The 21,460-nt window shown below is 67.6% G+C and carries 19 protein-coding genes; 12 read left to right on the forward strand and 7 right to left on the reverse strand.

Annotated elements, in window-relative coordinates; translation table 11 throughout:
- Nucleotides 1–7: 7 nt before the first annotated feature.
- On the forward strand, nt 8–1,159 hold the full coding sequence (locus NI1_RS24785; RefSeq protein ID WP_067825085.1) for a PucR family transcriptional regulator: 1,152 nt from the start codon (nt 8–10) through the stop codon (nt 1,157–1,159).
- Here the strand turns inward: NI1_RS24785 and NI1_RS24790 are convergent.
- Nucleotides 1,156–1,806 carry a TetR/AcrR family transcriptional regulator gene (locus tag NI1_RS24790; RefSeq protein ID WP_067825087.1) on the reverse strand — a complete coding sequence of 217 codons (651 nt, stop codon included), beginning with the start codon at nt 1,804–1,806 and terminating at the stop codon, nt 1,156–1,158. The genes NI1_RS24785 and NI1_RS24790 overlap by 4 nt on opposite strands.
- 153 nt (nt 1,807–1,959) lie before the next feature.
- Between NI1_RS24790 and NI1_RS24795 the strand changes: the two genes are divergently transcribed.
- A complete protein-coding gene (locus NI1_RS24795; RefSeq protein ID WP_067825089.1) occupies nt 1,960–2,901 on the forward strand; it encodes an oxygenase MpaB family protein in 942 nt (313 codons plus the stop codon).
- A 110-nt stretch (nt 2,902–3,011) separates the two neighbouring features.
- Nucleotides 3,012–3,374, forward strand: coding sequence for a DUF1304 domain-containing protein (locus NI1_RS24800; protein WP_067825091.1), 363 nt, complete (start codon nt 3,012–3,014; stop codon nt 3,372–3,374).
- Nucleotides 3,375–3,377: 3 nt separating this feature from the next.
- Here the strand turns inward: NI1_RS24800 and NI1_RS24805 are convergent, their stop codons facing one another.
- Nucleotides 3,378–4,529 (reverse strand): lipase family protein, encoded by a 1,152-nt coding sequence (locus tag NI1_RS24805; protein ID WP_067825093.1) that lies wholly within the window; start codon nt 4,527–4,529, stop codon nt 3,378–3,380.
- A 122-nt stretch (nt 4,530–4,651) separates the two neighbouring features.
- On the opposite strand from NI1_RS24805, the gene NI1_RS24810 reads away from it, so the two are divergent.
- Nucleotides 4,652–5,269, forward strand: a complete 618-nt coding sequence (locus tag NI1_RS24810; RefSeq protein ID WP_067825095.1) for a TetR family transcriptional regulator — start codon at nt 4,652–4,654, stop codon at nt 5,267–5,269.
- Here NI1_RS24810 and NI1_RS24815 read toward each other — a convergent pair.
- The 3 genes from NI1_RS24815 to NI1_RS24825 form a co-directional block, all read right to left on the reverse strand.
- Nucleotides 5,266–5,919 carry a pentapeptide repeat-containing protein gene (locus NI1_RS24815; protein ID WP_067825097.1) on the reverse strand — a complete coding sequence of 218 codons (654 nt, stop codon included), beginning with the start codon at nt 5,917–5,919 and terminating at the stop codon, nt 5,266–5,268. The genes NI1_RS24810 and NI1_RS24815 overlap by 4 nt on opposite strands.
- Before the next feature lie 36 nt (nt 5,920–5,955).
- A complete protein-coding gene (locus NI1_RS24820; RefSeq protein ID WP_067825099.1) occupies nt 5,956–7,344 on the reverse strand; it encodes an aspartate aminotransferase family protein in 1,389 nt (462 codons plus the stop codon).
- 135 nt (nt 7,345–7,479) lie between these two features.
- The gene (locus NI1_RS24825) at nt 7,480–9,045 is read right to left on the reverse strand and encodes a PucR family transcriptional regulator (protein WP_067825102.1); all 1,566 of its coding nucleotides are present in this window, start codon (nt 9,043–9,045) and stop codon (nt 7,480–7,482) included.
- 126 nt (nt 9,046–9,171) lie between these two features.
- On the opposite strand from NI1_RS24825, the gene NI1_RS24830 reads away from it, so the two are divergent.
- From NI1_RS24830 to NI1_RS24850, 5 genes are read left to right on the forward strand one after another with little or no spacing between them, the layout of a single operon-like run.
- Nucleotides 9,172–10,611, forward strand: coding sequence for a gamma-aminobutyraldehyde dehydrogenase (locus NI1_RS24830; protein ID WP_067825104.1), 1,440 nt, complete (start codon nt 9,172–9,174; stop codon nt 10,609–10,611).
- A gap of 10 nt (nt 10,612–10,621) precedes the next feature.
- Nucleotides 10,622–11,512: a universal stress protein gene (locus tag NI1_RS24835; protein WP_067825390.1), complete on the forward strand. Its 891-nt coding sequence runs from the start codon at nt 10,622–10,624 to the stop codon at nt 11,510–11,512.
- The gene (locus NI1_RS24840; protein WP_067825105.1) at nt 11,496–13,058 is read left to right on the forward strand and encodes an APC family permease; all 1,563 of its coding nucleotides are present in this window, start codon (nt 11,496–11,498) and stop codon (nt 13,056–13,058) included. The genes NI1_RS24835 and NI1_RS24840 overlap by 17 nt, the downstream gene beginning before the upstream one ends.
- Nucleotides 13,055–14,395, forward strand: coding sequence for a 4-aminobutyrate--2-oxoglutarate transaminase (gabT, locus tag NI1_RS24845; protein WP_067825107.1), 1,341 nt, complete (start codon nt 13,055–13,057; stop codon nt 14,393–14,395). Before NI1_RS24840 ends, gabT begins: the two co-directional genes overlap by 4 nt.
- 42 nt (nt 14,396–14,437) lie before the next feature.
- Nucleotides 14,438–15,892 carry an NAD-dependent succinate-semialdehyde dehydrogenase gene (locus NI1_RS24850; RefSeq protein WP_067825109.1) on the forward strand — a complete coding sequence of 485 codons (1,455 nt, stop codon included), beginning with the start codon at nt 14,438–14,440 and terminating at the stop codon, nt 15,890–15,892.
- Between the two features lie 106 nt (nt 15,893–15,998).
- On the opposite strand, the gene NI1_RS24855 is transcribed toward NI1_RS24850, so the two are convergent.
- Nucleotides 15,999–16,469, reverse strand: coding sequence for an NUDIX hydrolase (locus NI1_RS24855; protein ID WP_067825111.1), 471 nt, complete (start codon nt 16,467–16,469; stop codon nt 15,999–16,001).
- Between the two features lie 146 nt (nt 16,470–16,615).
- Here NI1_RS24855 and NI1_RS24860 point away from each other — a divergent pair, with 146 nt between their 5' ends.
- Nucleotides 16,616–16,975 (forward strand): hypothetical protein, encoded by a 360-nt coding sequence (locus NI1_RS24860; RefSeq protein WP_067825113.1) that lies wholly within the window; start codon nt 16,616–16,618, stop codon nt 16,973–16,975.
- Between the two features lie 115 nt (nt 16,976–17,090).
- Entirely contained in the window at nt 17,091–18,833 is a 1,743-nt protein-coding gene (locus NI1_RS24865) for a hypothetical protein (protein ID WP_157535317.1), read from the forward strand.
- A gap of 21 nt (nt 18,834–18,854) precedes the next feature.
- Here the strand turns inward: NI1_RS24865 and NI1_RS24870 are convergent, their stop codons facing one another.
- Nucleotides 18,855–19,757, reverse strand: a complete 903-nt coding sequence (locus NI1_RS24870) for a LysR family transcriptional regulator (protein WP_067825392.1) — start codon at nt 19,755–19,757, stop codon at nt 18,855–18,857.
- Nucleotides 19,758–19,967: 210 nt separating this feature from the next.
- Here NI1_RS24870 and NI1_RS38940 point away from each other — a divergent pair, with 210 nt between their 5' ends.
- Nucleotides 19,968–21,419: a ketopantoate reductase family protein gene (locus NI1_RS38940; RefSeq protein WP_245663385.1), complete on the forward strand. Its 1,452-nt coding sequence runs from the start codon at nt 19,968–19,970 to the stop codon at nt 21,417–21,419.
- Nucleotides 21,420–21,460 lie beyond the last annotated feature (41 nt).

The following is a 21,460-nucleotide window of genomic DNA, read 5'->3' on the forward strand; positions in this document are numbered from 1 at the left end:
TCTCGACGTGGCGACCGCGGTACTACGCGAATGGCAGGCGCGCGCGAACGCGCTGATCGCCGATTTCGCGGCGGGTGAGCCCCCGTACGATCGCCTGCCGAAATCCATGCTGGACGCGGACTTCCTGCCCGCGGCGCAATTGAATGTCGAGCTGTTCTTCGACTATCTCGACACCGGTGTGGAACCCGCGGAGGATCAATCCCTGCCGTTGGTGCAGCGGGTGCTGTCGCTGACCCGGGACGGCATGCCCCTCGCCGAGGCCCTGACCAACTACCGCGTCGGCACCTCGTTCCTGTGGAGCCACGTGACGGCCGCGAGCACGCCTGCCGAAGCCGAGCTGAAATCCGCTGTGGCGCTTCGCCTCATCGAATACGTGACGCTGATGACGAGCCGCTTCGCCGAAGCCTGTCTCGACGATGCCCGCCAGATCCGCTACGACCGCGTCGAACGCGCCCGCGAGATCGCCGAGGCCTTGCTCACCGGCCGCGACCCCTACGAATGGGCCGAGGACGCCGCGCTGTCGCTGGCCGACGCCTATCTGGTCGCCGCCATTCGCCTGGACAACCCGCAACCGGGCATTCTCACGACGCTGCGCCGCCGCCTGGGCGAGATCTCCGGCGCTTTCCTGCACCGCGACAGCGGCGGCTGGACCGCTCTGCTCCCCCTGCACAGCGAAACCGACGAACCCGCGGCCCTGCGCGAACTCACCACCATCCTGCTCGGCCGCACCCGCGATACCCCGGCCTCGCTCTGGGTCGGCGTCTCGGCCGCCCCGGCCCGCGCACAGGTGCCGGCGGCCTTCGAGGAGGCGAAAGTGCTTGCCGAGACCGGTCGCTCACTGCGCCGGCCGGATGCCATCTGCCGTCGTCAGGACATGGTTTTCGAGTACGCCATCGCCACCTCCGGCGCGGCCCCGACGCTGCGCGCGGCCCTCGACCCGCTCGCGGATCAGCCGGTGCTCACCGAAACCCTGGAGGTCTTCATCGCCCAGGACTTCAACCAGAACGCGGCCGCACGCGAACTCTGCGTGCACCGCAATACCGTCACCTACCGCCTGACCCGCATCGCCGAACTCACCGGCTACGACCCGCAGACCCCGGTCGGCATCTCCACCCTGATGGGCGCACGGGTGGCGCGAAGGCTGTTCGAGCGCAACTAGTCCCGGGCGGCCGTCCCGATGAGCATGCGGACGATGGCCTGCACGAAGCCTTCGATGCGCTCGCGGGGATAGGCCTCGGGTTCGCTGATGGCCAGCCGGCCCAGCATTTCGGCGATGGTGAGCAGCGAATTGGTCAGCAGGCCGGAATCCACTTCGGCCCAACGGGAATCGATGGCCAGGCCCATGCGCACCAGCGCCTCGGCCTGATCGAAGATACCGGCCCGGGAGCTGCGGATCGCCTCCCGGTATTCGTCGGGGGCGTTGCCCGGGCCGGCGAGCAGCAGCCGCCAGCGGGTCGGATTCTCCAGTGCGACATTGACGAACGCTTCGACGGTCGCCGAGGCGGCCACCACCGGTTCCGCGCCGAGCAGGTCGGTGGGGAGGGTCTCGGCCACCTCGTCGAGGGCGCGTTCACGTTCGCGTTCGAGGAGGGCGGCGACCAGCTCGGCCCGGGTTTTGAAGATCGTGTAGAGCACCGGCTTGCCGACCCCGGCCTCCTGGGCCACGGCTTCCATGCTCAGTTCGTGGAGCTCGGCCTTCTCGAGTACCGCGTAGGCGGCGTCGAGGAGTTGCGCGCGGCGTTCCTCGGGGGGCAGGCGGGGGGCGTAACGCCTGCGGGGGCGGTCCGTCGCGCTGGGGTTGCTCACTGCCGTTTCACCTTCATCGGGCCCATTCTGTCATCGGCTGATCCGAGGGCGCTGCATTTGTCCGGGTAAATCCTACGGGACCGTTGTATTGAACGGGAACAATTGCTACGGTTGCGTTGTATTCGATGGGATCGAACCGTGAAGGAGCTCTCAGTGACCTTCGATCCGACCACTCTCCGCCGCGAGGACTTCGGGTTCTTCGGACCGGATTCGCCGAGCTGGAAGGTGTGGACCTCGCCCACCGCCGTGATCGGGTTCCAGCGCGCGGTGGCGCTCGAGCACTTCGATCCCTTCCTGACCGCGGCGGTCGCCGACACCGCGAAGATCTACTCCGATCCGCGCAGCCGGCTGGATCTGACCTTCGCCTACTTCCTGATCGTGGCCATCGGCGACACCAAGACCGCCACCGAGGCGGCCGAGCATCTGATGACCATCCACGCCAAGGCGACCGGCATCGAGCCGATCAGCGGGCAGCGCTACAGCGCCAACAGCCCGGAAACCCAGCTGTGGATTCACATCACGGGCTGGCATTCGGTGCTCAAGGCGTACGAGATGTTCGGGCCGGGGCTCACCGAGGAGGAAGAGGCGCGGTTCTGGCAGGAATGCCGGATCGCGGCCGAATTGCAGACCTGCAAGCCCGAGGACGTGCCGGTCACCCGCGAGGGCGTGCGCGAGTACTACGCGAATGTCCGTGGGCGGCTGTGTACTTCGGAGCGAGCGCAGGACGGCATCCACCAGATGCTGTTCACCTCGCCGGGCAATGGCGCGGGGTGGACCTACGCGCTCGGGGCGCGGCTGCTGTCCTTCGCGTCCATCGCCACGCTGCCCAAGTGGATGCGCAAGCTGGGGCATTTCGATCGGCCCGGAATCGTCGACCTGCTGGTGCGCCCGGCCGGCCGGATTCTGGTGTGGCTGTTCACGCTCTTCAACAAGAAGGGCCTGATCCTGGCGGCCCCGATCATCGCGCCGATGGCCGGGGAGATCCTGAAGCAGCATCTGCGGCCCGAGCTGCCCGCGCTGCTGGAGACCCGAACCCCCGCCGAGGGCCGAGCGCTCTTCGGCACCCGCAACCGCCGCGTTCCCACCGCGAGCTGAAGACTCCGGCAGGCGCGCGTCAGGGCGCGCCTGCCGGACACCGGGCCGCCGATCGGGAATCCTGGCAGGCGAATTTCGTCTGCACCGGACTCTCGAGAGGCGGCTCTTCGATGCGCGCGATCGCGGAAATACTGGTCGGCCTACTTGCCGCCCTGCACATCTACATCCTGGTCCTGGAGATGTTCCTGTGGACCACGCCGCGCGGCCGTGCCGCCTTCGGCACCACCCCGGAATTCGCCGAGCAGACCAAGGCGCTGGCCGCGAATCAGGGCCTCTACAACGGTTTTCTGGCCGCGGGCCTGATCTGGGGTTTGATCGCATCCGATCCGGTCGGCCATGCCGCTCAGATCTTCTTCAGCGCCTGCGTCGTGGTCGCGGGCCTCTACGGCGCGGCCACCGCCAGCCGCCGCATTCTGCTGGTCCAGGCGCTGCCCGGCGCGATCACGCTGGGCGCGGTGCTGCTCGCGGGCTAGTTCTCAGGCGAAGAGCCGGGCGACGAACGGCACGCTGTCCGGGAGTGAGGCCGCCACGGTGGCGCTGTGGTCCTTGCCCGGATAGACGTGTACCTCCGGGTGCACGCCGTGCGCGTTCAGGTCCACCACCAGCTTGGCGGTCAACGGCGCCGGCACATCGGTGTCGTCGGTGCCCTGCCCGATGAACAGCGGGCGGTCGTAACCGGTCATCGGCACATCCATCACCGGGTGGGCGATCGCGGCGAAATCGCCCTCCGAAAGCGGCCGGGAGAACAGCTGATTCAGCGAAACGCCCGCGGCAGCCTCGGCCAGCGGGGTGAAGCAGAGCGTCTGCGCCTGGGTGGCGAGTTGCTTGCCGAGCGGGGTCAGGTAGCTGTCCATATCGAAATCCGGGCGGGCGGCGTGCAATCCGTTCACGACATAGGTCGCGTACGCGGTCAAGTGAGAAGACTTGACGGGCAGCGTATCCGGGCCGACCAGCATGGCGGCATCGACGATATTCGAGGCCGGTCCGGTGGCGACCGCACCGCGATAATCGAGTTCCGGGGCGTAACCGGTCGCGAGGGACGCGGTGAACACCGCCGCGCCGCCGCCCTGCGACTGCCCGATGGCCACCCACTTGGTGGCGAGCGAATCCTCCACCGACCGCGCCGCGCGCACCATGTCGATGGCGGCGTGCGCTTCCGCGCGGCCGTCGAGATAGGCGTGCACGCCGGGCGTTCCGAGGCCGATGTAATCGGTGGCCACCACCGCGTAACCCTGCTTCATCCAGGTGGCCAGGTAGTTCATATCCCGCTGCGAACGCCCCGTGGTGGACGGTGCGCAATCGTCGCCGATGCCGACCGTGCCGTGCTCCCACGAGACGACCGGCCAGCCACCGGGCGGCGGCGTGCCGGCCGGAGTGAACACCGCACCCGTGGCGAGCGCGGGCTGATCCGAGGAGTCGCGAGTCCAATAGGTGAGGCGGCGCGCGGAACCCGTGCCCTCGATCCATAGGTGCGGCGATAGCGCTTCGTCGCTGGTCACCGTGCCGGGGGCGGCGCCGGAAGGCGCGGTGGGCTCGGCGAAGGCGGCCGCGGTCAGGGGTCCGGCGGCCAGCGGGGCCGCAACCAGTACGGCGGCCGAGCAGAGGGTGATCACAGTACGTCGCGTCATCGAGACGCCTTTCTCTCGAGCTCCGGTTACGTGGTGTCACATTGAGACACTTCGGCCAGACTATCCTCTGAAGTGTCACTTTGTGACAGCAAGGGGTGCGAGTTGAGCTACAAAGGGGCGCGATGACCGAGCCGAGCGGATTGCGGGAGCGCGAAAAGGCCAGGGTGCGAAGGGAATTGATCGATGCCGCGCTCCGGCTCTTCGAAAGCCGCGGCTTCGAGCAGACCACCGTGCAGGAGATCGCGGACGCGGCCCAGGTCTCCCGGCGCACCTTCCACCGGCATTTCCCGTCCAAGACCGCGGTCGTCTTCGCCCACGAAGCCGACGTCATGGCGGCTCTGCTCGCCGCGATGGACAGCCGCCCGCCCGAGGAGCCGGTGTTTCCGGCGGTGCGCGCCGCGCTGCGCGAGTTCATCCTCGATCCGGAGCGCGCCGCGGAACGGACCGCCCAGGCCGACACCGCGCGCCGTGCCCGCGAGCTGCTGCTCTCCCACCCGGAGATCCGCCGCGAGAACTTCACCGGTTCGGTGGGCCGTCAGGCCGCGCTGGCCCGGAACTTCGCACGCCGGGCGGGACTGCCCGCCGACGACATCCGCCCGACCCTCACCGCCGCAACCTGTTTCGCGGCCTTCGGGGTCGGATTGGACGCCTGGGTGCGCGGCGGGGACCACTCCCTGACCGCGCTCTACGAAACCCTGGACGGCACGGTGGCCGCGCTTCAGCACGGCATCGAGATCTAGCGAACCTCGATACCGAAGGTGTGGGCGAACACCGGGGCCAGTTCGAGCAGCTGCGTCTGGGTGACGGTCGCCCCGGCCAGGGATTCGATGCCGTCGAAGACGCCGAGGGTGCGGGCCGTGCGGAAGTCGACCTTCTTCAGTTGCGCTTTGCGTAGCGAGAGGGCCTCGATCTGGGTGCCGGGGAAGCTGACCGCGGTCAGTTTGGCCTCGCTGATATCGACATGGCGCAGTACGCAATCGACGAACGACACCTCGTTCAGTACCGCGCCGCGCAGGTTGACCGAATCGAATTTGCAGTGGTGGAAGCGGACTCGGCGCAGGTTCGCGCCGAACAGCTCGACGCCGGAGAAGGCATCGTCCACCAGTTCGGTGTCGAGCCAGGAGCTGTCGGAGCAGTCGACGCCGGTCCACTGGGTGCCGTGGATCCAGGCGTCATTGAAGCGGGCGTGCCGGAACGCGCCGCCGGTGACCGTCAGCCCCGATAGCGCGCATTCGGTGAAATGCGTTCCGGTGGCATCGATTCCGTCCAGGGTCAAGCCTTCGAAGTGAGCGCAGTCGTACTCGCCTTCGATGCCGATCGACCCGGCCGGTTCCAGATGGCGCGCGAACGGCAAATCCCCCAGCTGCCGCGGCTTCGATGCTCCTCGCATGACGACCAACAGTAGCCGGGGGCTCCGACAACGAAATCAGATGAGCTGCCACGCCCCGGTCAGGGCATGGCGCAGCGCCTGCTCCATCTCGTCGAACTGCTGCTGTTCGCAGATCAGCGGCGGGGCCAGCTGGATCACCGGTTCGGCGCGATCGTCGGCGCGGCAGTGCAGGCCGGCTTCGAAGAGCGCCTTGGAGACATGGCCTTTGAGGATGCGGGTGGCGTCCGCGTCGGTGAACTTCTCCTTGGTGGCGCGGTCCTTGACCAGTTCCACCGCCCAGAAGAACCCGTCGCCGCGGACCTCGCCGACGATCGGCAGGTCGTAGAGCTTTTCCAGGGTGGAGCGGAACGCGCCCTCGTTGCGCAGCACGTGACCGTAGATGTCGTCGCGTTCCATGAGATCCAGGTTGGCCATGGCGACGGCGCACGCGACCGGATGCCCGCCGTAGGTCGAGCCGTGCATGAACGTCGCGCCGTGCTGGAACGGTTCGGCGATGCGGTCGCTGACCAGGACCGCGCCCAGGGGCGCGTAACCGGAGGTCAAACCCTTCGCGGTGGTGATGATGTCGGGCTGGTAGCCGAACTTCTTCGCGCCGAAATCGAATCCGAGCCGGCCGAACGCGCAGATCACCTCGTCCGAGACCAGCAGCACGTCATGGCGATCGCAGATCTCGCGCACGCGCTGGAAATAGCCGGGCGGCGGGACGAAACAGCCGCCGGTGTTCTGCACCGGCTCCAGGAAGACGGCCGCGACGGTCTCCGGCCCCTCGAACATGATCATTTCTTCGATGCGGTCGGCGGCCCAGAGACCGTACGCCTCGTAGTCGTCGGCGTGCTCGGTGGCGCGATAGAAGTTGGTGTTCGGCACGCGCAGGGTGCTGGGTACCAGCGGCTCGAAATCGGCCTTCGCCCCGGGGATTCCGGTGATCGAGAGCGCGCCCATCGAGGTGCCGTGATAGGCCATGGAGCGGCTGATCACCTTGTGCTTGGTGGGCTTGCCGGTGAGCTTGAAGTACTGGCGGATGAGTTTCCAAGCGGTCTCGACGGATTCGCCGCCGGAGACGGTGAAGAACACCCGGTTGATATCGCCGGGAGCCTGATTCGCCAGCCGCTCCGCCAGATCGATGGCCATCGGATGCGCGTAACCCCAGAGCGGGAAGTAGGCGAGTTCGCGGGTCTGGCGGGCGGCGGCCTCGGCCAGCTCCTCGCGGCCGTGGCCGACCTGCACGGCGAACAGGCCCGCGAGGCCGTCCAGGTAGCGGTTGCCCTTGTCGTCGAAGATGTACGCACCCTCACCGCGCACGATCACCGGGGTGTCCTCGCCGGACCGCGCGTGCTGCTGGGTGAAGTGCATCCACAGGTTGTCGCGGATGACGCGGGACGCCTGCGGTGCGGCCGGGGTGTGGGGCTCGATGGTGGCGGTCATGTGAACTTTTATCCCACAGCCACCGGTCGGCTCGCAACCGATTCAGTTGTAAATTCTTCATCTCGCAACCGAAACGGCATTAAATCTGGATTACAAGCTTCGGATTTCGTAGCTATCGACGATGAGTGCCTGTGTTCAGCCACGAGTCAGCAGGGCGAGCAGGAGTTCGGCGCGAATGCGGGCGTTGTCGAGATCGCAGTTCAGCAGCTCACCCGCCTGGGTGATGCGCTTGCGCAGCGTGTGGCGGTGCACGCCGGTCACGGCGGCCGCGGACTCCCACTGGCCGTTGGCCTCCAGGAAGGCGCGCAGCGCGGGCAGCAGGCCGGTGCCGTGCAGGCGATCGTGTTCCACCAGTGGGGCCAGCGCGGTGCGAGCCATCGCGTCGAGCACTTCGCGGGTGGCGTCGAAGGCGAGTAGGGAGCTACCGGTGAAGGCGCTGAATTCCATTGCCACGCCGCCTCTTTCGGCCGCCGACGCCGCGAGCCGGGCGGCCGCGGCCGCGTCGGTCAACTCGCGCACCGCGTGCGGCGCGCTCACTCCGAAGCGCAGCTGCCTGCGCAGGCCGACGGGTATACCGGCGATCGGCCGGCCCGGCGACGGCGGCTCGGCCGTGTCGACGCCGGGCTCGGCACCGCCGGTGAATTCCCGCGGGAATGCGGAATCGGCGGGCAGCACAGCCAGCACCTGCCGTCGGGTGGCGTGCAGGTACAGGGGGTGTCCCGCGGCGAGCAGCCCGTCGGCGAGCGCGGTTCGCACCGCCGCCACGGCCTCTGCACTGTCGCCGTCCGCGAGCAACACCCGGATTCGGCCCTCGGCATCGGCGGCTTCCGCCAGTTGCGCCCAGGCGGGTTCGGGGTCGACCTCCGCGCCGAGCAGCAGGCCGAGGGCGTGCGAATTGAGCTGGTGCTGGGTGGCGCGCAGGCGGGCCGGTTTCTCGAAGTCCAGGGCCAGCAGCGAATTCGCGTGGCCGAGCAGGATTTGATCGACGTGGCCGAGCGGGGCGTCGGTCACCACGACGAGATCGCCGTGGTGATGGCGGCCGACCGCGATGCGCTGATGGGTGATGGAGGTGCCGGAGGTTTCGGTGCGGACGCCGCTGGCGGTGCCGCCGGCCACCGCACCCCGGATGCGCCCCAGCAGGGTGGCATCCAATTCGGCTGGGACGCAATCGATCACCAGTCCCGCGGGGTCCAGGACCACCACGGTCGCGGGCAGCGAGGCGGCCAGTTCCCGGACGATCGCCTCGGCTCCGGATTTGATGAGCGCCCGGGTCATGCGCGGCTGGGCGCGGGAGGCGCGCAGCACGGCATCGTATCGGAGTTCGGCGCTGCGCACGCTGACGCGTTTGACGATGGCCGCGAAGGCGGTCGCGAGCGGCACTTCGATGAGGGGCAGGCCGATCTCGTCGGCGGCGGTTATCAGGTCGGCCGGGATCCGCGGATGCGTGAGCCCGATACCGAAACCGAGTGCGGCCACCCCGCATTCGGCCAGCCCGCGCAGATACGCGGTGCGCCCCGGCGTATCGGCGGGCAATCGCATACCGGTGGTGAGGACGAGTTCCCCGCCGGACAGCCACGGGTACGGACGCTCCAGTTCGGTGGTGACGACCAGGTCGATTTCGCGATCCACGCCCGTCGCGCCGCCGCGCAGGCGAACCGCCAACTCGGGTTGGGCCAATACCCAGCCAATGGAAACAGGCATCGAACCGGAGTGTACAGAATGTCGAAATTGTTCCGATCGGATCGACAACTCGGCACGGGCACCCGCACTGTGTCACAGCGCACACTGATCCCGCACCCCGCACACACGGATGGACGGTGAACCCAGGTGACGTCGAAGACGAGTCCTGTGCTCGAGAACTACATCAATGGCGAATTCGTGGCATCCGCCGCCACGCGCACCCTGGACCTGGTGAGCCCGGTCGACGAATCCGTCGTCGGCCGCGCCCCGATCTCCAATCGCGCCGATGTCGATACCGCCATGGCGGCCGCCGAACGCGCCTTCGAAAGCTGGGGCCGGACCACCCCGGGCGTACGGGCCGCCGCGCTGCTGAAGCTGGCCGATGCCATCGAGGCGCACAGCGATGAACTGGTGGAGGCGCAGTCCCGCAATACCGGTCAGCTGAAGGCGATGATCGCCGCCGAGGAGATCACGGTCGGCGCGGATCAGCTCCGCTTCTTCGCGGGCGCGGCCCGGCTGCTGGAGGGCCGCGCGGCCGGCGAGTACATGGAGGGGTTCACCTCGTACGTGCGCCGCGAGCCGATCGGCGTTGTGGCACAGGTGACTCCGTGGAACTACCCGTTCATGATGGCGGTATGGAAGATCGGCCCGGCCCTGGCCGCGGGCAACACCATCGTGCTCAAGCCCAGCGACACCACCCCGGAATCGACCCTGGTGCTGGCGCGGCTGAGCAAGGGCATCCTGCCCGACGGCGTGCTCAATGTGGTGCTGGGCGATGCGAGCACCGGCGCGGAACTGGTCGCGCACCCCACCCCCGGCCTGGTGTCGATCACCGGTTCGGTGCGGGCGGGGCTGGCGGTCGCCGAGTCCGCCGCGCATCAGCTCAAGCGCGCCCATCTCGAATTGGGCGGCAAGGCACCGGTTGTCGTCTTCGGCGACGTGGATATCGAGAAGTCCGCGCTGGGCATCGCGCAGGCGGCGTTCTTCAATGCCGGGCAGGACTGTACGGCCGCGACCCGGGTGCTGGTGCACGAGTCCATCCACGATGACCTGGTCGCGGCGCTCACCGAGGCCGCGCGAACCCTGAAACCGGGGCGGCCCGACGACGCGGACGCCTTCTACGGCCCGCTCAACAACGTCAACCACTTCGCCGCCGTCATGGGCAAACTCGCCGCGCTGCCCGCGCACGCCAAGGTGGTCACCGGTGGAAACCGCTGGGGCGAAACGGGTTTCTACGTGGAGCCGACCATCGTCACCGGTGTGCGCCAGGACGATCCCATCGTGCAGGAGGAGACCTTCGGCCCGGTGCTGACCGTGCAATCCTTCACCGATGCCGACGAGGCCATCGCAATGGCCAACGGCGTGCGCTACGCGCTGGCCGCCAGCGTGTGGACCAAGGACCACGCCACCGTCGAACGTTTCAGCCGCGCACTGGATTTCGGTGCGGTCTGGGTCAACTGCCACATCCCGCTGGTCGCCGAGATGCCGCACGGCGGGTTCAAGTACTCCGGCTACGGCAAGGACCTCTCGGTCTACAGCGTGGAGGAGTACACCCGCGTCAAGCACGTCATGAGCGCGCACGGCTAGGCGGATGAGCATGCGGAGACTGATAGTCGGGTATCTGGCGACACCGAGCGGGGAGGACGGTCTGGCCCTCGGGGTCCGGCTGGCCCGGACCCTGGACGCCCAGCTGGACATTTGCATGGTGCTCACCCCGGACCGCCTGGTTCCGGGGCTGGTGCCCAATGACGGCTACGACGACATGCTCACCGTGCGGGCCCGGCAATGGCTGGCCGACGCGGTCGCCGCGCTGCCCGGCGATGTGAAAGCCGAGGGGCACATCAGCTTTCACGAATCCTTCGCCGCGGGCTTGATCGACGAAGTGGCTCGCCTGGATGCCCTGGCCATCGTGGTCGGGGCGGCCGGGGACGGGCTGATCGGGCGGCACGCCATCGGATCGGTGGCGAGCGAACTGCTGCATTCGGCCCCGGTGCCGGTGGCGCTCGCGCCGCGCGGCACCCGCAACTCCCCCGTCACCGCCGTGCGCGAGGTGACCTGCGCCATCGGCGACCGGCCGGGCGCGGATCTGCTCTTCGAGCTGGCGGTGCGCGCCAGTGCCGCCGCCGGAACGCCCCTGCGCCTGGTCTCGCTGATCGCCCTGGACGCGCACGCGCCCCGGCGCCGCGACGACACCCCCGAATCGGTGCGCGAGCGGGCCCTCGCGCACGCCGAACTCACCCTGGAAGAGGCGAAAGCCGCTCTCCCCGAGGGATTCCCGGTCACCGCGATGACCGCCGACGGCTCATCCGTCGAAGCCGCCGTCAACCGCCTGGATTGGCACGACGGCGATCTGATCATGGTCGGCTCCAGCCGGCTCGCCCAACCTCGAAGACTGTTCCTCGGTTCCACCGCAGCGAAGATGCTCAGAGTCCTCCAGGTGCCGATGGTCGTGGTTCCCAAGGAGGAAACGAATGAGCGTCACCAGTGAACCCCCCAGAGTAGAGATCGAACCCGTCGACAAAGGGCTGGCGGCGGGCAAGATCGGCACCTTTTCCGGTGCGGTGCTGGGGATTTCGACGGTCGCACCCGGATATACGCTGACCGCTAGCATCGGCTTGATCGTGGCCGCGGTCGGGTTGAAGATGCCCGCCGTCATCATCGCCGGATTCGTGCCGATGTTCCTGACCGCCTACGCGTATCGCGAATTGAACGCGCGCATGCCCGATTGCGGGGCCTCGTTCACCTGGTCCACCAAGGCATTCGGGCCCGCCGTGGGCTGGATGTGCGGGTGGGGCATGGTGATGGCGACCATTATCGTGCTCTCCAATCTGGCGGCCATCGCGGTGGAGTTCTTCTACCTCTTCCTCGGGCGGATCTTCGGCAGCGCGTGGCTGGCCGAGCTGGCGGACGACAAGCTCGTGAACATCGGCACCACACTGCTTTTCGTCGCCATCGCCACGGTGGTGGCGGGGCGCGGCATCACCACCAGCGAGCGCGTGCAGTACGTGCTGGTCGGGTTCCAGATGATCGTGCTGGTGGCGTTCGCGGTCACCGCCCTGGTGCATGTGGGCAGCGGCGACGCACCCGCGCAACTGCACTTCGATCCGGACTGGTTCGACCCCTTCACCGGAATCACCCTGAGCGCCTTCATGATCGGCGTGACCGGTTCCATCTTCGCCTTCTGGGGCTGGGATACCTGCCTGACGCTGGGCGAGGAGTCCAAGGATCCCAAGCGGGTGCCCGGACGGGCCGGACTGCTGTGCGTGCTCTCCATCCTGGTCACCTACCTGCTGGTCACCGTGGCCGTCATGATGTACGCCGGCGTCGGCGACAGCGGGACCGGGCTGGGCAACGAAGCCAACGCCGACAATGTCTTCGGCGCGCTCGCCGATCCGGTGCTGGGCTGGGCCGGACCGCTGCTGCTGCTCGCCATCCTGGCCTCCTCGGCCGCCAGCCTCCAGACCACCTTCCTGCCGGCCGCGCGCACCATGCTCGCCATGGGCGTCTACGGGGCCTTCCCGAAGAAATTCGCCGAGGTGAATCCGCGCTTCCTGGTGCCGACCTTCTCCACCGTCGCGGCGGGCGTGGTCACCGGCGCGTTCTACACCGTGGTGTCGCTGCTGTCCGAACGCGTGCTGCTGGATACGGTGGCGGCGCTGGGCATCATGATCTGCTGGTACTACGGCATCACCGCTTTCGCCTGCACCTGGTATTTCCGGCGCGAATTACTGGGCAGCGCACGGGATTTCGTGTTCAAGGGCATGTTCCCGATGCTCGGCGGAATCATGCTGCTGGCGGTGTTCTTGGTGTCGGTGCGCGAGAGCATGGATCCGGGGAACGGCAGCGGCGCGGCCATCGGCGGCATCGGGCTCGTCTTCTATATGGGCTTCGGGATTCTGCTGCTGGGTGTGGCGCTGATGGCCGTGGCGCGCTGGCGCAATCCGGAGTTCTTCCGCCGCAACACACTTCCGCTCGTCGCGAGCGATCTGCAAGCCGTTCCATCCATCGACAAGACAGGGAGCAACCTCCGATGACCGCCCTCACCTACCGGCTACCGCAGCAGCGCCGGGTCGTCACCGAGCTGCCCGGACCGCATTCGGCGGCCTTGACCGCCCGGCGCAAGGCCGCGGTCGCCGCCGGAGTCGGGTCCGCGGTACCGGTGTACGCGGCCGATGCCGACGGCGGCGTCATCGTGGACGTGGACGGGAACTCGCTGATCGACCTGGGTTCCGGGATCGCGGTCACCAATGTGGGGGCCTCGCATCCGGCGGTCGCGGCGGCGGTGGCCGAGCAGGCCGCGCGTTTCACCCACACCTGCTTCATGGTGACCCCGTACGAGAGCTATGTGCGGGTGGCCGAGGAGCTGGCGGCTTTGACGCCCGGCGATCACGACAAGCGGTCGGTGCTGTTCAATTCCGGCGCCGAAGCCGTCGAGAACGCGGTCAAAGTGGCGCGGCTGGCGACCGGCCGGAGCGCGGTCGTCGCCTTCGATCACGCGTATCACGGCCGCACCAACCTCACCATGGCGCTGACCGCGAAATCCATGCCGTACAAGACGCATTTCGGGCCGTTCGCGCCGGAGATCTACCGGATGCCGATGTCCTACCCGTACCGGGACAAGGCCGGGCAGAGCGGGGAACAGGCCGCGCAGCAGGCGATTTCGCAGATCGAGACGCAGATCGGGGCGGAGAGTGTCGCCGCGATCATTATCGAGCCCATTCAGGGTGAGGGCGGATTCATCGTGCCCGCACCGGGATTCCTGCCCGCGCTCGCCGCCTGGGCGCGGGAGCACGGCGTGGTGTTCATCGCCGACGAGGTGCAGAGCGGGTTCGCGCGCACCGGGGCGTGGTTCGCCAGCGAGCACGAAGGCGTGGTGCCGGACATCATCACCATGGCCAAGGGGATCGCGGGCGGGATGCCGCTGGCGGCGATCACCGGCCGGGCCGAGCTGCTGGACGCGGTGCACGCCGGTGGGCTGGGCGGCACCTACGGCGGTAATCCGGTCGCCTGCGCCGCGGCGCTGGCCGCCATCGAGGTCATGAAGGAGCTCGATCTTCCGGCGCGGGCGCGGGCCATCGAAGCCGCCGTGGTGCCGGCGCTGCGTGAGCTGGCCGCCGAGACCGGCGTGATCGGTGACGTGCGCGGGCGCGGCGCCATGCTCGCCATCGAGATCGTGCGACCGGGCGGTACCGTGCCCGATCCGGTGCTGACCAAGGCCATTGCGGCGGAAGCGCTTTCGCGTGGCGTGGTGCTGCTGACCTGCGGCACCTACGGCAATGTGATCCGATTGCTGCCGCCGCTGGTGATCGGTGACGAACTGCTCGCCGACGGCGTGGGCGTGCTCGCCGACGTGGTGCGCGCACTCGCCTGACCGAGCAACCGAGACCCTCGAATATCAAGGAGCGATAGACAAATGCGTGACGTGGCCGACCTGCTTGCCACCGTGCCCACCGGCCTGTGGATCGGCGGCGAACAACGACCCGCCGTCGGCGGCGGCACCTTCGCGGTGCATGATCCCGCCACCGGCGAAGTGCTGACCGAGGTGGCCGACGCCACCGCCGCGGACGGGCGGCTGGCCCTCGACGCCGCCGTCGCCGCGCAGGCGAGCTGGGCGGCGACTCCCGCCCGAGAGCGAGCCGAAATCCTGCGCCGCGCCTGGGAATCGGTGATGGCGCGGCGTGACGACTTCGCGTTGCTGATGACCCTGGAGATGGGCAAACCGCTCACCGAAGCCCAAGGTGAGGTCACCTACGGTGGCGAATTCCTGCGCTGGTTCAGCGAGGAAGCGGTGCGGATCAACGGCCGCTACACCCACTCCCCCAGCGGCGCCGGACGGATCCTGGTCACCAAGCAGCCCGTCGGTCCGGCGCTGGCCATCACGCCGTGGAATTTCCCGCTCGCCATGGGCACCCGCAAAATCGCGCCCGCGTTCGCGGCCGGTTGCACCATGGTGGTGAAGCCCGCCGCCGAGACCCCGCTGACCATGCTGCTGCTCGGGCAGGTGTTCGCCGATGCCGGACTGCCGGCGGGCGTGCTGTCCATCCTGCCGACCTCGCGGGCGGCGCAGCTCACCGATCCCATGTTCGAGGACGATCGGCTGCGTAAGGTCACCTTCACCGGCTCCACCGGCGTCGGCAAAATCCTGCTCGCGCAATCGGCTTCGAAGGTGTTGCGCACCTCCATGGAGCTCGGCGGCAATGCCCCCTTCGTGGTGTTCGACGACGCCGACCTGGACGCGGCGATCGACGGGGCCATGGCCGCCAAGATGCGCAATATCGGTGAAGCCTGCACCGCCGCCAACCGTTTCCACGTGGACAACGCGGTGCGCGAGGAGTTCACGGCGCGGCTCACCGCACGGATGCAATCACTGAAGATCGGTCCCGGTCACCTCGACGGCGTTCAGGTCGGCCCGCTCATCACCGCGAAACAGCGTGCCTCCGTTGCCGATTTGGTCGCCGACGCCGTCGCCAAGGGCGCGAAGATCACCACCGGCGGCGCCGAAGTCCCCGGCCCCGGCTGGTTCTACGAACCCACCGTGCTCACCGACGTCCCCGCCGGCGCCCGCATCCTGCGCGAAGAGGTCTTCGGCCCCGTCGCCGCCATCACCGGTTTCGACGGCGAAGCCGCAGGCATCGCCGCCGCCAACAACACCGAATTCGGTTTGGCCGCATACATCTACACCCGCGACCTCGACCGCGCCCTACGCGTAGCCGAAGCCCTCGAATCCGGAATGGTAGGCGTGAACCGCGGCATCATCTCCGACGTCGCCGCACCCTTCGGCGGAGTCAAGGAGTCCGGCCTCGGCCGTGAAGCCGGCACCGAAGGCATCGAGGAATACCTCGAAACCAAATACATCGCACTACCCTGACACCCGATCTCCTGGTTGCTCCGCAGTGGGCGCGGTGGGACCAGTGCGGAGCTGGAATCCGTGCGCGCCTTGGTGACCGGCAAATCTCGACCATAGTCGCTGCCGGTCACCCGAGGTAGGGCGCGGGCCGTCGCTCGAGATAGTGGGTGAGCCGTAGCCGTTGGGTGTGATGCATGTCGATGGCGCCGAGGTCGGCGGGATCGACGAACCGGAGTTCGGTCGACTCGCCGGAGATCGCCAGCGTGCCGCCGATCACGCGGGCCACGAAGCACACGTTGAACTGTCGCCGTACTTCGCCGTCGCTGTAGACGATGATGTTACGAGGGTCGGTGTAAGTGCCGACCAAACCCGTTATTTCGATGTCGAGGCCGGTTTCTTCTTTGACCTCGCGGACCGCGCAGCCAGGCAGGCTTTCGGTCATCTCCATCCCGCCGCCGGGCAACGCCCACAAGCCGTTGTCGGTGCGGCGTTGCAATAGGATGCGGCCGTCGTCGTCGCACACCACCGCCGAGGCGGCCACGACCATATTGTTCGGGGTGGGGGCGTTGGGGTCGTGGTAGTACTCGGTGCGGACCATAGAGTTCACCCTTCCACTGGCCGGGCGGTAGCCCAGACCGCGTTGAAACTTTCGGTGTACGTGTCGAACAAGGTGCCGCCGGGAGTGCGGCGCAAACTTCGCTGCTGTGTGCGTTACGGCACCAGCAAAATTGCAAGGGGCAAACGATGCGGCACCGACCAGCGGCCCTCGGATATCTGCGAACCGACGTGTCCGGAGTAAGTCAACTCAGGGATGAACACCAAATACGTTCTATCGCAAAGAAGCTCGGCTACGACTTCTGCGGCGTCATCGTCTACGACCCCAGAACACCGCGACCCCCGCTGGCGAGGGTGAAAACGCAAGTGACCCGATTGCAAGCCGAGGCCGTCATTACCCCCGGTCCGAACCACTTCGACGACGACACCATCCTCCGTGACCTCGTCCGACAGGTCGACGTGATCACTGTGAACCCGGAAGTCACTTACGCCCGCTGGTCAACCGGGCTCGTCGACATCAACGGTCGAGGAATAGGCCCCAACCGCTAGGCCGAGGGGCGGGAACCCGTCGTCCCCCAGGAGCGAAGGTGCCGGCTGTCGGTGGCGGCGGGCAAGATCGTCACCATCATCCGGTTCGGGTGGGGAGCTTGTGGAGAGGCTGGGCGTGGTGCTGTACGACGATGAAGACCGGTGGGTGGTTCCGGATGGGTGGTGGGTCAAGGCCGAACCGTTTCGTGGGATGAACGATTCACGCACAAGGGGTTTGGAAGCCGACGTCACTGCGCGGTTGCGGGAATTTCTGGAGCGTTATCGGCCGCAGATCGTGCGGTCTTTGACTATGACGAGTGAGCAGGGGGAGACGGAGCTCGCGGCTGCGGGCCTGGCTTTTCTCGATGCTCCGCACTCTTGCGACTCCCCGATGGGGGCGGCCGCGGTATGGGTATTGGTGGCGCGGGATTACGACACCTGCCATTGTGGGTCCATGGTGCGGCACTCCGCACATTTGGATGAGAGTGCCCGCGACCTGTTCGTGGACAGTTGGGCTTTCGAACACGGTTATCTGTTCGCGGCCGAGGCGGCGCTGCTGTGTTACGACCTCGAGGACGACACGAAGTATGTGCCGGCCGCCGGACGACAGTTGTATCCCCTGCGGCACAAGGTCGAACACGATAACGCCTACGGGAGGTTCTGGGGGCTGGCAAGCCAGGTTCGCAGCCGGCTGCTGACGGCTCCGGAGTCCGAGTACCGGGCTGTGGTGCAACGGTTTACCGGGATGCGGAGCGAATCCGGATTTCGGCTGCGGATCGCGACGTCGTATCTGCTGCCCGAGCGACAGGATTGGGTCGACGCCGATCTGTCCATCCCCGAGGAGAAGTACCGGTCGCAAGCCGTGGCGCTGCTGACTACCGCGATGACGACGCCCGAGCAGTTCGCGCATCGATTAGCGCTCGATACCCGGTGGTCCTATCTCGGCGACGAGGCGCGATTCAGTCTGTTGACCCTGGTCGGTGTCGCCGCCACCCCGATCGTCGTGCGCGATTTTCTGGCGCTGGGAGACTGGCATGCCCGTGCGATACGAGAAACCGCGCCGCTGCTGGTCCATTTCCCCACCGACGAGGCATATCTGGCACTGCTCGGCAGGACACACTGGAAACCGGCAGCGGCAGCGCTCACCAAGGCGACCGCGCGCTATCCACGCCGGGCAATGCGACTGCTATCCGCTCATGCCGCCGAGCACGCGAATCCGGCAGTAGTACAACTGTTCCGGCTGCATGCGCTGGCGCATCCCGATCTGATCGAAACGCATGTTCATCCGGATGCGCGTTCGCTACTCGAAACAGAAGCGAAACTGCCGGAGGCGGACACGAATGACCTGCCCGCCATCCTCGTCACGCCGCCCTGGCAGTTGTCTCGTGCTCGCGTCCCCAAGCCGCCCTACTGGCTCTCCCCCGCGTTGCTTCCACAGATCCGAATGCGCGGCAACGATGCCGCGTTACCGCAATCGGCGACCCAGCATCTGTTGACCATGCTCATTATGAGCGGACGCGATCACGACTCCACCGGCATTCGCCTGGTTGCCGATGCGACTGATGCCTCGTCCCTCGCCGAATTCGGCTGGGCTGTATTCGATGCCTGGCAATTGGCGGGGCATCCAGGGAAGGATATTTGGGCGTTGCACAGCCTCGCGTTGCTGGGCGATGACGACACCGCCGCGCGCCTGGTCCCCTTGATCCTGGCCTGGCCCGGTGAATCCGGCCACGCCCGTGCAGCTCTCGCCCTCGACGTCCTCGCGGCAATCGACAGCGCACCGGAGTTTCCGAACCTGAACAGCATTGCGCGAAAGTCGAAGTTCAAAGGACTCCGCCGGGCAGCGGAGCAAAAAGTTCGAGACCTCGGCGGCATCTGAGCCGGGCTCGATGCCGCCACGTCATTGGGGTTGCCGGAGCGGGGATCGGCGATCGACGAGTTCGGCGAACGCGCGGGCGAGGGGCGTGAGGGTGGACCAGCTGCGGACCGCCCAGCCGACCGGGAGGGGTGGGAGGAAAGGTAGGGGTAGGAAGCGGAGGGGGGCGGTGGAGGCTTCGGCGGCCTCGTAGGGGAGGTTGGGGACTACGGCGTGGCCTACGCCTAGTTCGGTGAGTAGGACTGCTGTATTCCAGTCTGTGGCACCGGTTTCCGAGGGGAGGTGTACGCCCAGGCGGGTTAGGGCGGTGTCGAGGTGTTGGCGGGATGCGGAGTTCTGCGGTAGGCGGATGTGGCGGAGGGCGGCGAGGTCGGGCGGGGTGAGGGTGGGTAGGGCGGCGATCGGGTGGTCGGCGCGGGTGGCGAGGACCCAGGGTAGGTCCAGGACGGGGCGTTGTTCGATGCCGGGGACGGGGCCGTGGATGGTTACCCAGGCCAGGTCTACGGTGCCGGCGATGAGGGCGGCGAAGCAGTCTCGGGTGGAGGTGATGGTTCGGAAGTCGAGGGTGGCCTGGGGGTAGTGGCGGCGGAAGTCGGTTATCGCGGTGGACATGAAGTGGCGGATGGTGGTGGGGCCGGTGGTTATTCGGACCGCGCCTGCTTCGCCGCGGGCGAAGTCGCCGAGGCGGCGGATCGCTTGGTCGAGGGCTGTTATGCCGTCGGTGGCGGCGGCGAGTAGGACCAGGCCCTCGGGGGTGGGGGTGACGCCGTCGGGGTGGCGGTCCAGGAGGCGGACGCCGGTGGCTTTCTCGAGGCGTTTCACGTGTTGGCTGACGGCGGATTGGGTGCAGGAGAGGTCGCGGGCTACCGCGCTGAGGCTGCCTGCCTGACAGACCGCCGTGAATACTCGCAGGTCGTCGATGGTCATGCGCACGGGTGTCACGGTAGAGGGCGGGGGGTGCAAGGGCGATCTTGGGGATTGGCAAGGGAAGACGAGGATTGACCGGGGCGGCGGGGGGTGCGGATGATTGGGCCGGGCCCAATGGCGGCAACCCGTCCCCTTTTCTCTACCGCGTCCGGGCCCCGGGCGGAGGGATCGGGGCGGGTGTCGACCTGACTGTTCCGAAAGGACTTATCTGTGCGCGGCATTGGATTTTCCTCGTATGAAGCTGTTTCCGGGACCGGCACGGTGGCGGTGCTCGGGCCGGGCGGGGTGGGCGGGCTGCTGGCGGCACTGCTGGCGCGCGCCGGGCATCGGGTGATCTGCCTGGCCGGTGCGGAGACCGTGGAGGTGTTGCGCGACAAGGGGATTCGAGTTCGAAGTGAACAGTTCGGGGAGTTCACCGCGAAGGTCGAGGCCGATACCAGGCTGCGGGAGGCGGTCGAGTTGTGCCTGGTGACCGTCAAGCACACGGCTCTGGAGACCGCGCTCGAGCGGTTGCCCGCCGAGCGGCTGACCGGCGCGCTGGTGGTGCCGCTGCTGAACGGGGTCGAACATCTGGATCTGCTGCGCCGGCGGTACGGGCGTGAGCAGGTCGTTCCGGCGGTTGTTCGGGTCGAATCCGCGCGTACCGCAGCCGGTTTCATCGAGCACGGCAGTCCGTTCACCGAAATCGATCTGAGCGGGTCGTCCGAGCGGCTGGCGGGGGCGGCCGAGGTGCTCGCCGGGGCGGGACTCGAGGTCCGGGTGCTACCCGGAGAGCAGTCCGTACTGTGGAACAAGCTCGCGTTTCTCGCGCCCTTCGCATTGCTGACCACTCACTACCGCAGTCCCATCGGCGTCGTCCGGTCGGAGCGCCGGGATGAGCTGGCGGCCGTGGTGGCGGAGACGACCGAAGTCGCTCGAAAACACGGGGCCGCAACGGAAGTCGAGCAGATACTGGCGCGCTACGATGCCTTCCCCGCCACCGCGAAGTCCTCGATGCAGCGTGATGCGGAGGCCGGTTTGCCCACCGAGCTCGATGCCATCGGCGGGGCGGTCGTGCGGGCGGCCGCGGCGCACGGCATCGCGGTGCCGCGGACGGCGCGGCTGATATCGGAACTGACGCAGCGGGATCGGATCGAACGGTTCCTGCGCGGGCACGGTGCGGCGGAGATTCCGCATCCCGGCGGGACGCTGCTGGCGCATCTGAACCGGGTGGCGGACATGCTGACGGCGTGGGGTGCGAGTCGTGCAATCCGTTATGCCGCACTCTGTCACGCCATGTACGGCACCGACGGGTTCGATCGATCACTGCTGGATCTCGAGCATCGCACGGCACTGGTGGAATTGATCGGCGAGCATGCCGAGGCATTGGTCTACCAATACGCGGGCTGCGATCGCGGGGCCGTGTATCCGCGCCTCGACCACCCGCCGGTCAGGTTCCGGGACCGCTTCACCGGGCGCGAATACCTGCCGGCCGAAGCGGACCTGCGGGCCTTCATGGAGATCACCGCGGCCAACGAACTCGATGTCATGGCCCACAATGCCGAGCTGGCGGCTGCCCACGGCCCCGCCCTGTTCCGGCTCTTCGATCGCTGCCGTGACCTGCTGTCCGCGCCGGCGTGGCAGGCCTGCCGCACCCAGCTAGGCCCGACCGGGTCTGACTGAGATTTCAGTTTTTCTTGACTGAAATTTCAGTCTTTGGTTCG

Source organism: Nocardia inohanensis NBRC 100128, from assembly GCF_001612945.1.
In the GTDB taxonomy this organism is placed as follows: Bacteria; Actinomycetota; Actinomycetes; order Mycobacteriales; family Mycobacteriaceae; genus Nocardia; species Nocardia inohanensis.

What these genes read in the sequence shown, in the direction of transcription:
- NI1_RS24850 (WP_067825109.1), top strand. Translation starts at nt 14,438, where the DNA reads ATGCGTGACGTGGCCGACCTGCTTGCCACCGTGCCCACCGGCCTGTGG.
- NI1_RS24820 (WP_067825099.1), bottom strand. Translation starts at nt 7,344, where the DNA reads ATGACCGCCACCATCGAGCCCCACACCCCGGCCGCACCGCAGGCGTCC.
- NI1_RS24805 (WP_067825093.1), bottom strand. Translation starts at nt 4,529, where the DNA reads ATGACGCGACGTACTGTGATCACCCTCTGCTCGGCCGCCGTACTGGTT.
- gabT (WP_067825107.1), top strand. Translation starts at nt 13,055, where the DNA reads ATGACCGCCCTCACCTACCGGCTACCGCAGCAGCGCCGGGTCGTCACC.
- NI1_RS24860 (WP_067825113.1), top strand. Translation starts at nt 16,616, where the DNA reads ATGCGGCACCGACCAGCGGCCCTCGGATATCTGCGAACCGACGTGTCC.
- NI1_RS24855 (WP_067825111.1), bottom strand. Translation starts at nt 16,469, where the DNA reads ATGGTCCGCACCGAGTACTACCACGACCCCAACGCCCCCACCCCGAAC.
- NI1_RS24825 (WP_067825102.1), bottom strand. Translation starts at nt 9,045, where the DNA reads ATGCCTGTTTCCATTGGCTGGGTATTGGCCCAACCCGAGTTGGCGGTT.
- NI1_RS24840 (WP_067825105.1), top strand. Translation starts at nt 11,496, where the DNA reads ATGAGCGTCACCAGTGAACCCCCCAGAGTAGAGATCGAACCCGTCGAC.
- NI1_RS24870 (WP_067825392.1), bottom strand. Translation starts at nt 19,757, where the DNA reads ATGACCATCGACGACCTGCGAGTATTCACGGCGGTCTGTCAGGCAGGC.
- NI1_RS24835 (WP_067825390.1), top strand. Translation starts at nt 10,622, where the DNA reads ATGCGGAGACTGATAGTCGGGTATCTGGCGACACCGAGCGGGGAGGAC.
- NI1_RS24815 (WP_067825097.1), bottom strand. Translation starts at nt 5,919, where the DNA reads ATGCGAGGAGCATCGAAGCCGCGGCAGCTGGGGGATTTGCCGTTCGCG.
- NI1_RS24800 (WP_067825091.1), top strand. Translation starts at nt 3,012, where the DNA reads ATGCGCGCGATCGCGGAAATACTGGTCGGCCTACTTGCCGCCCTGCAC.
- NI1_RS24810 (WP_067825095.1), top strand. Translation starts at nt 4,652, where the DNA reads ATGACCGAGCCGAGCGGATTGCGGGAGCGCGAAAAGGCCAGGGTGCGA.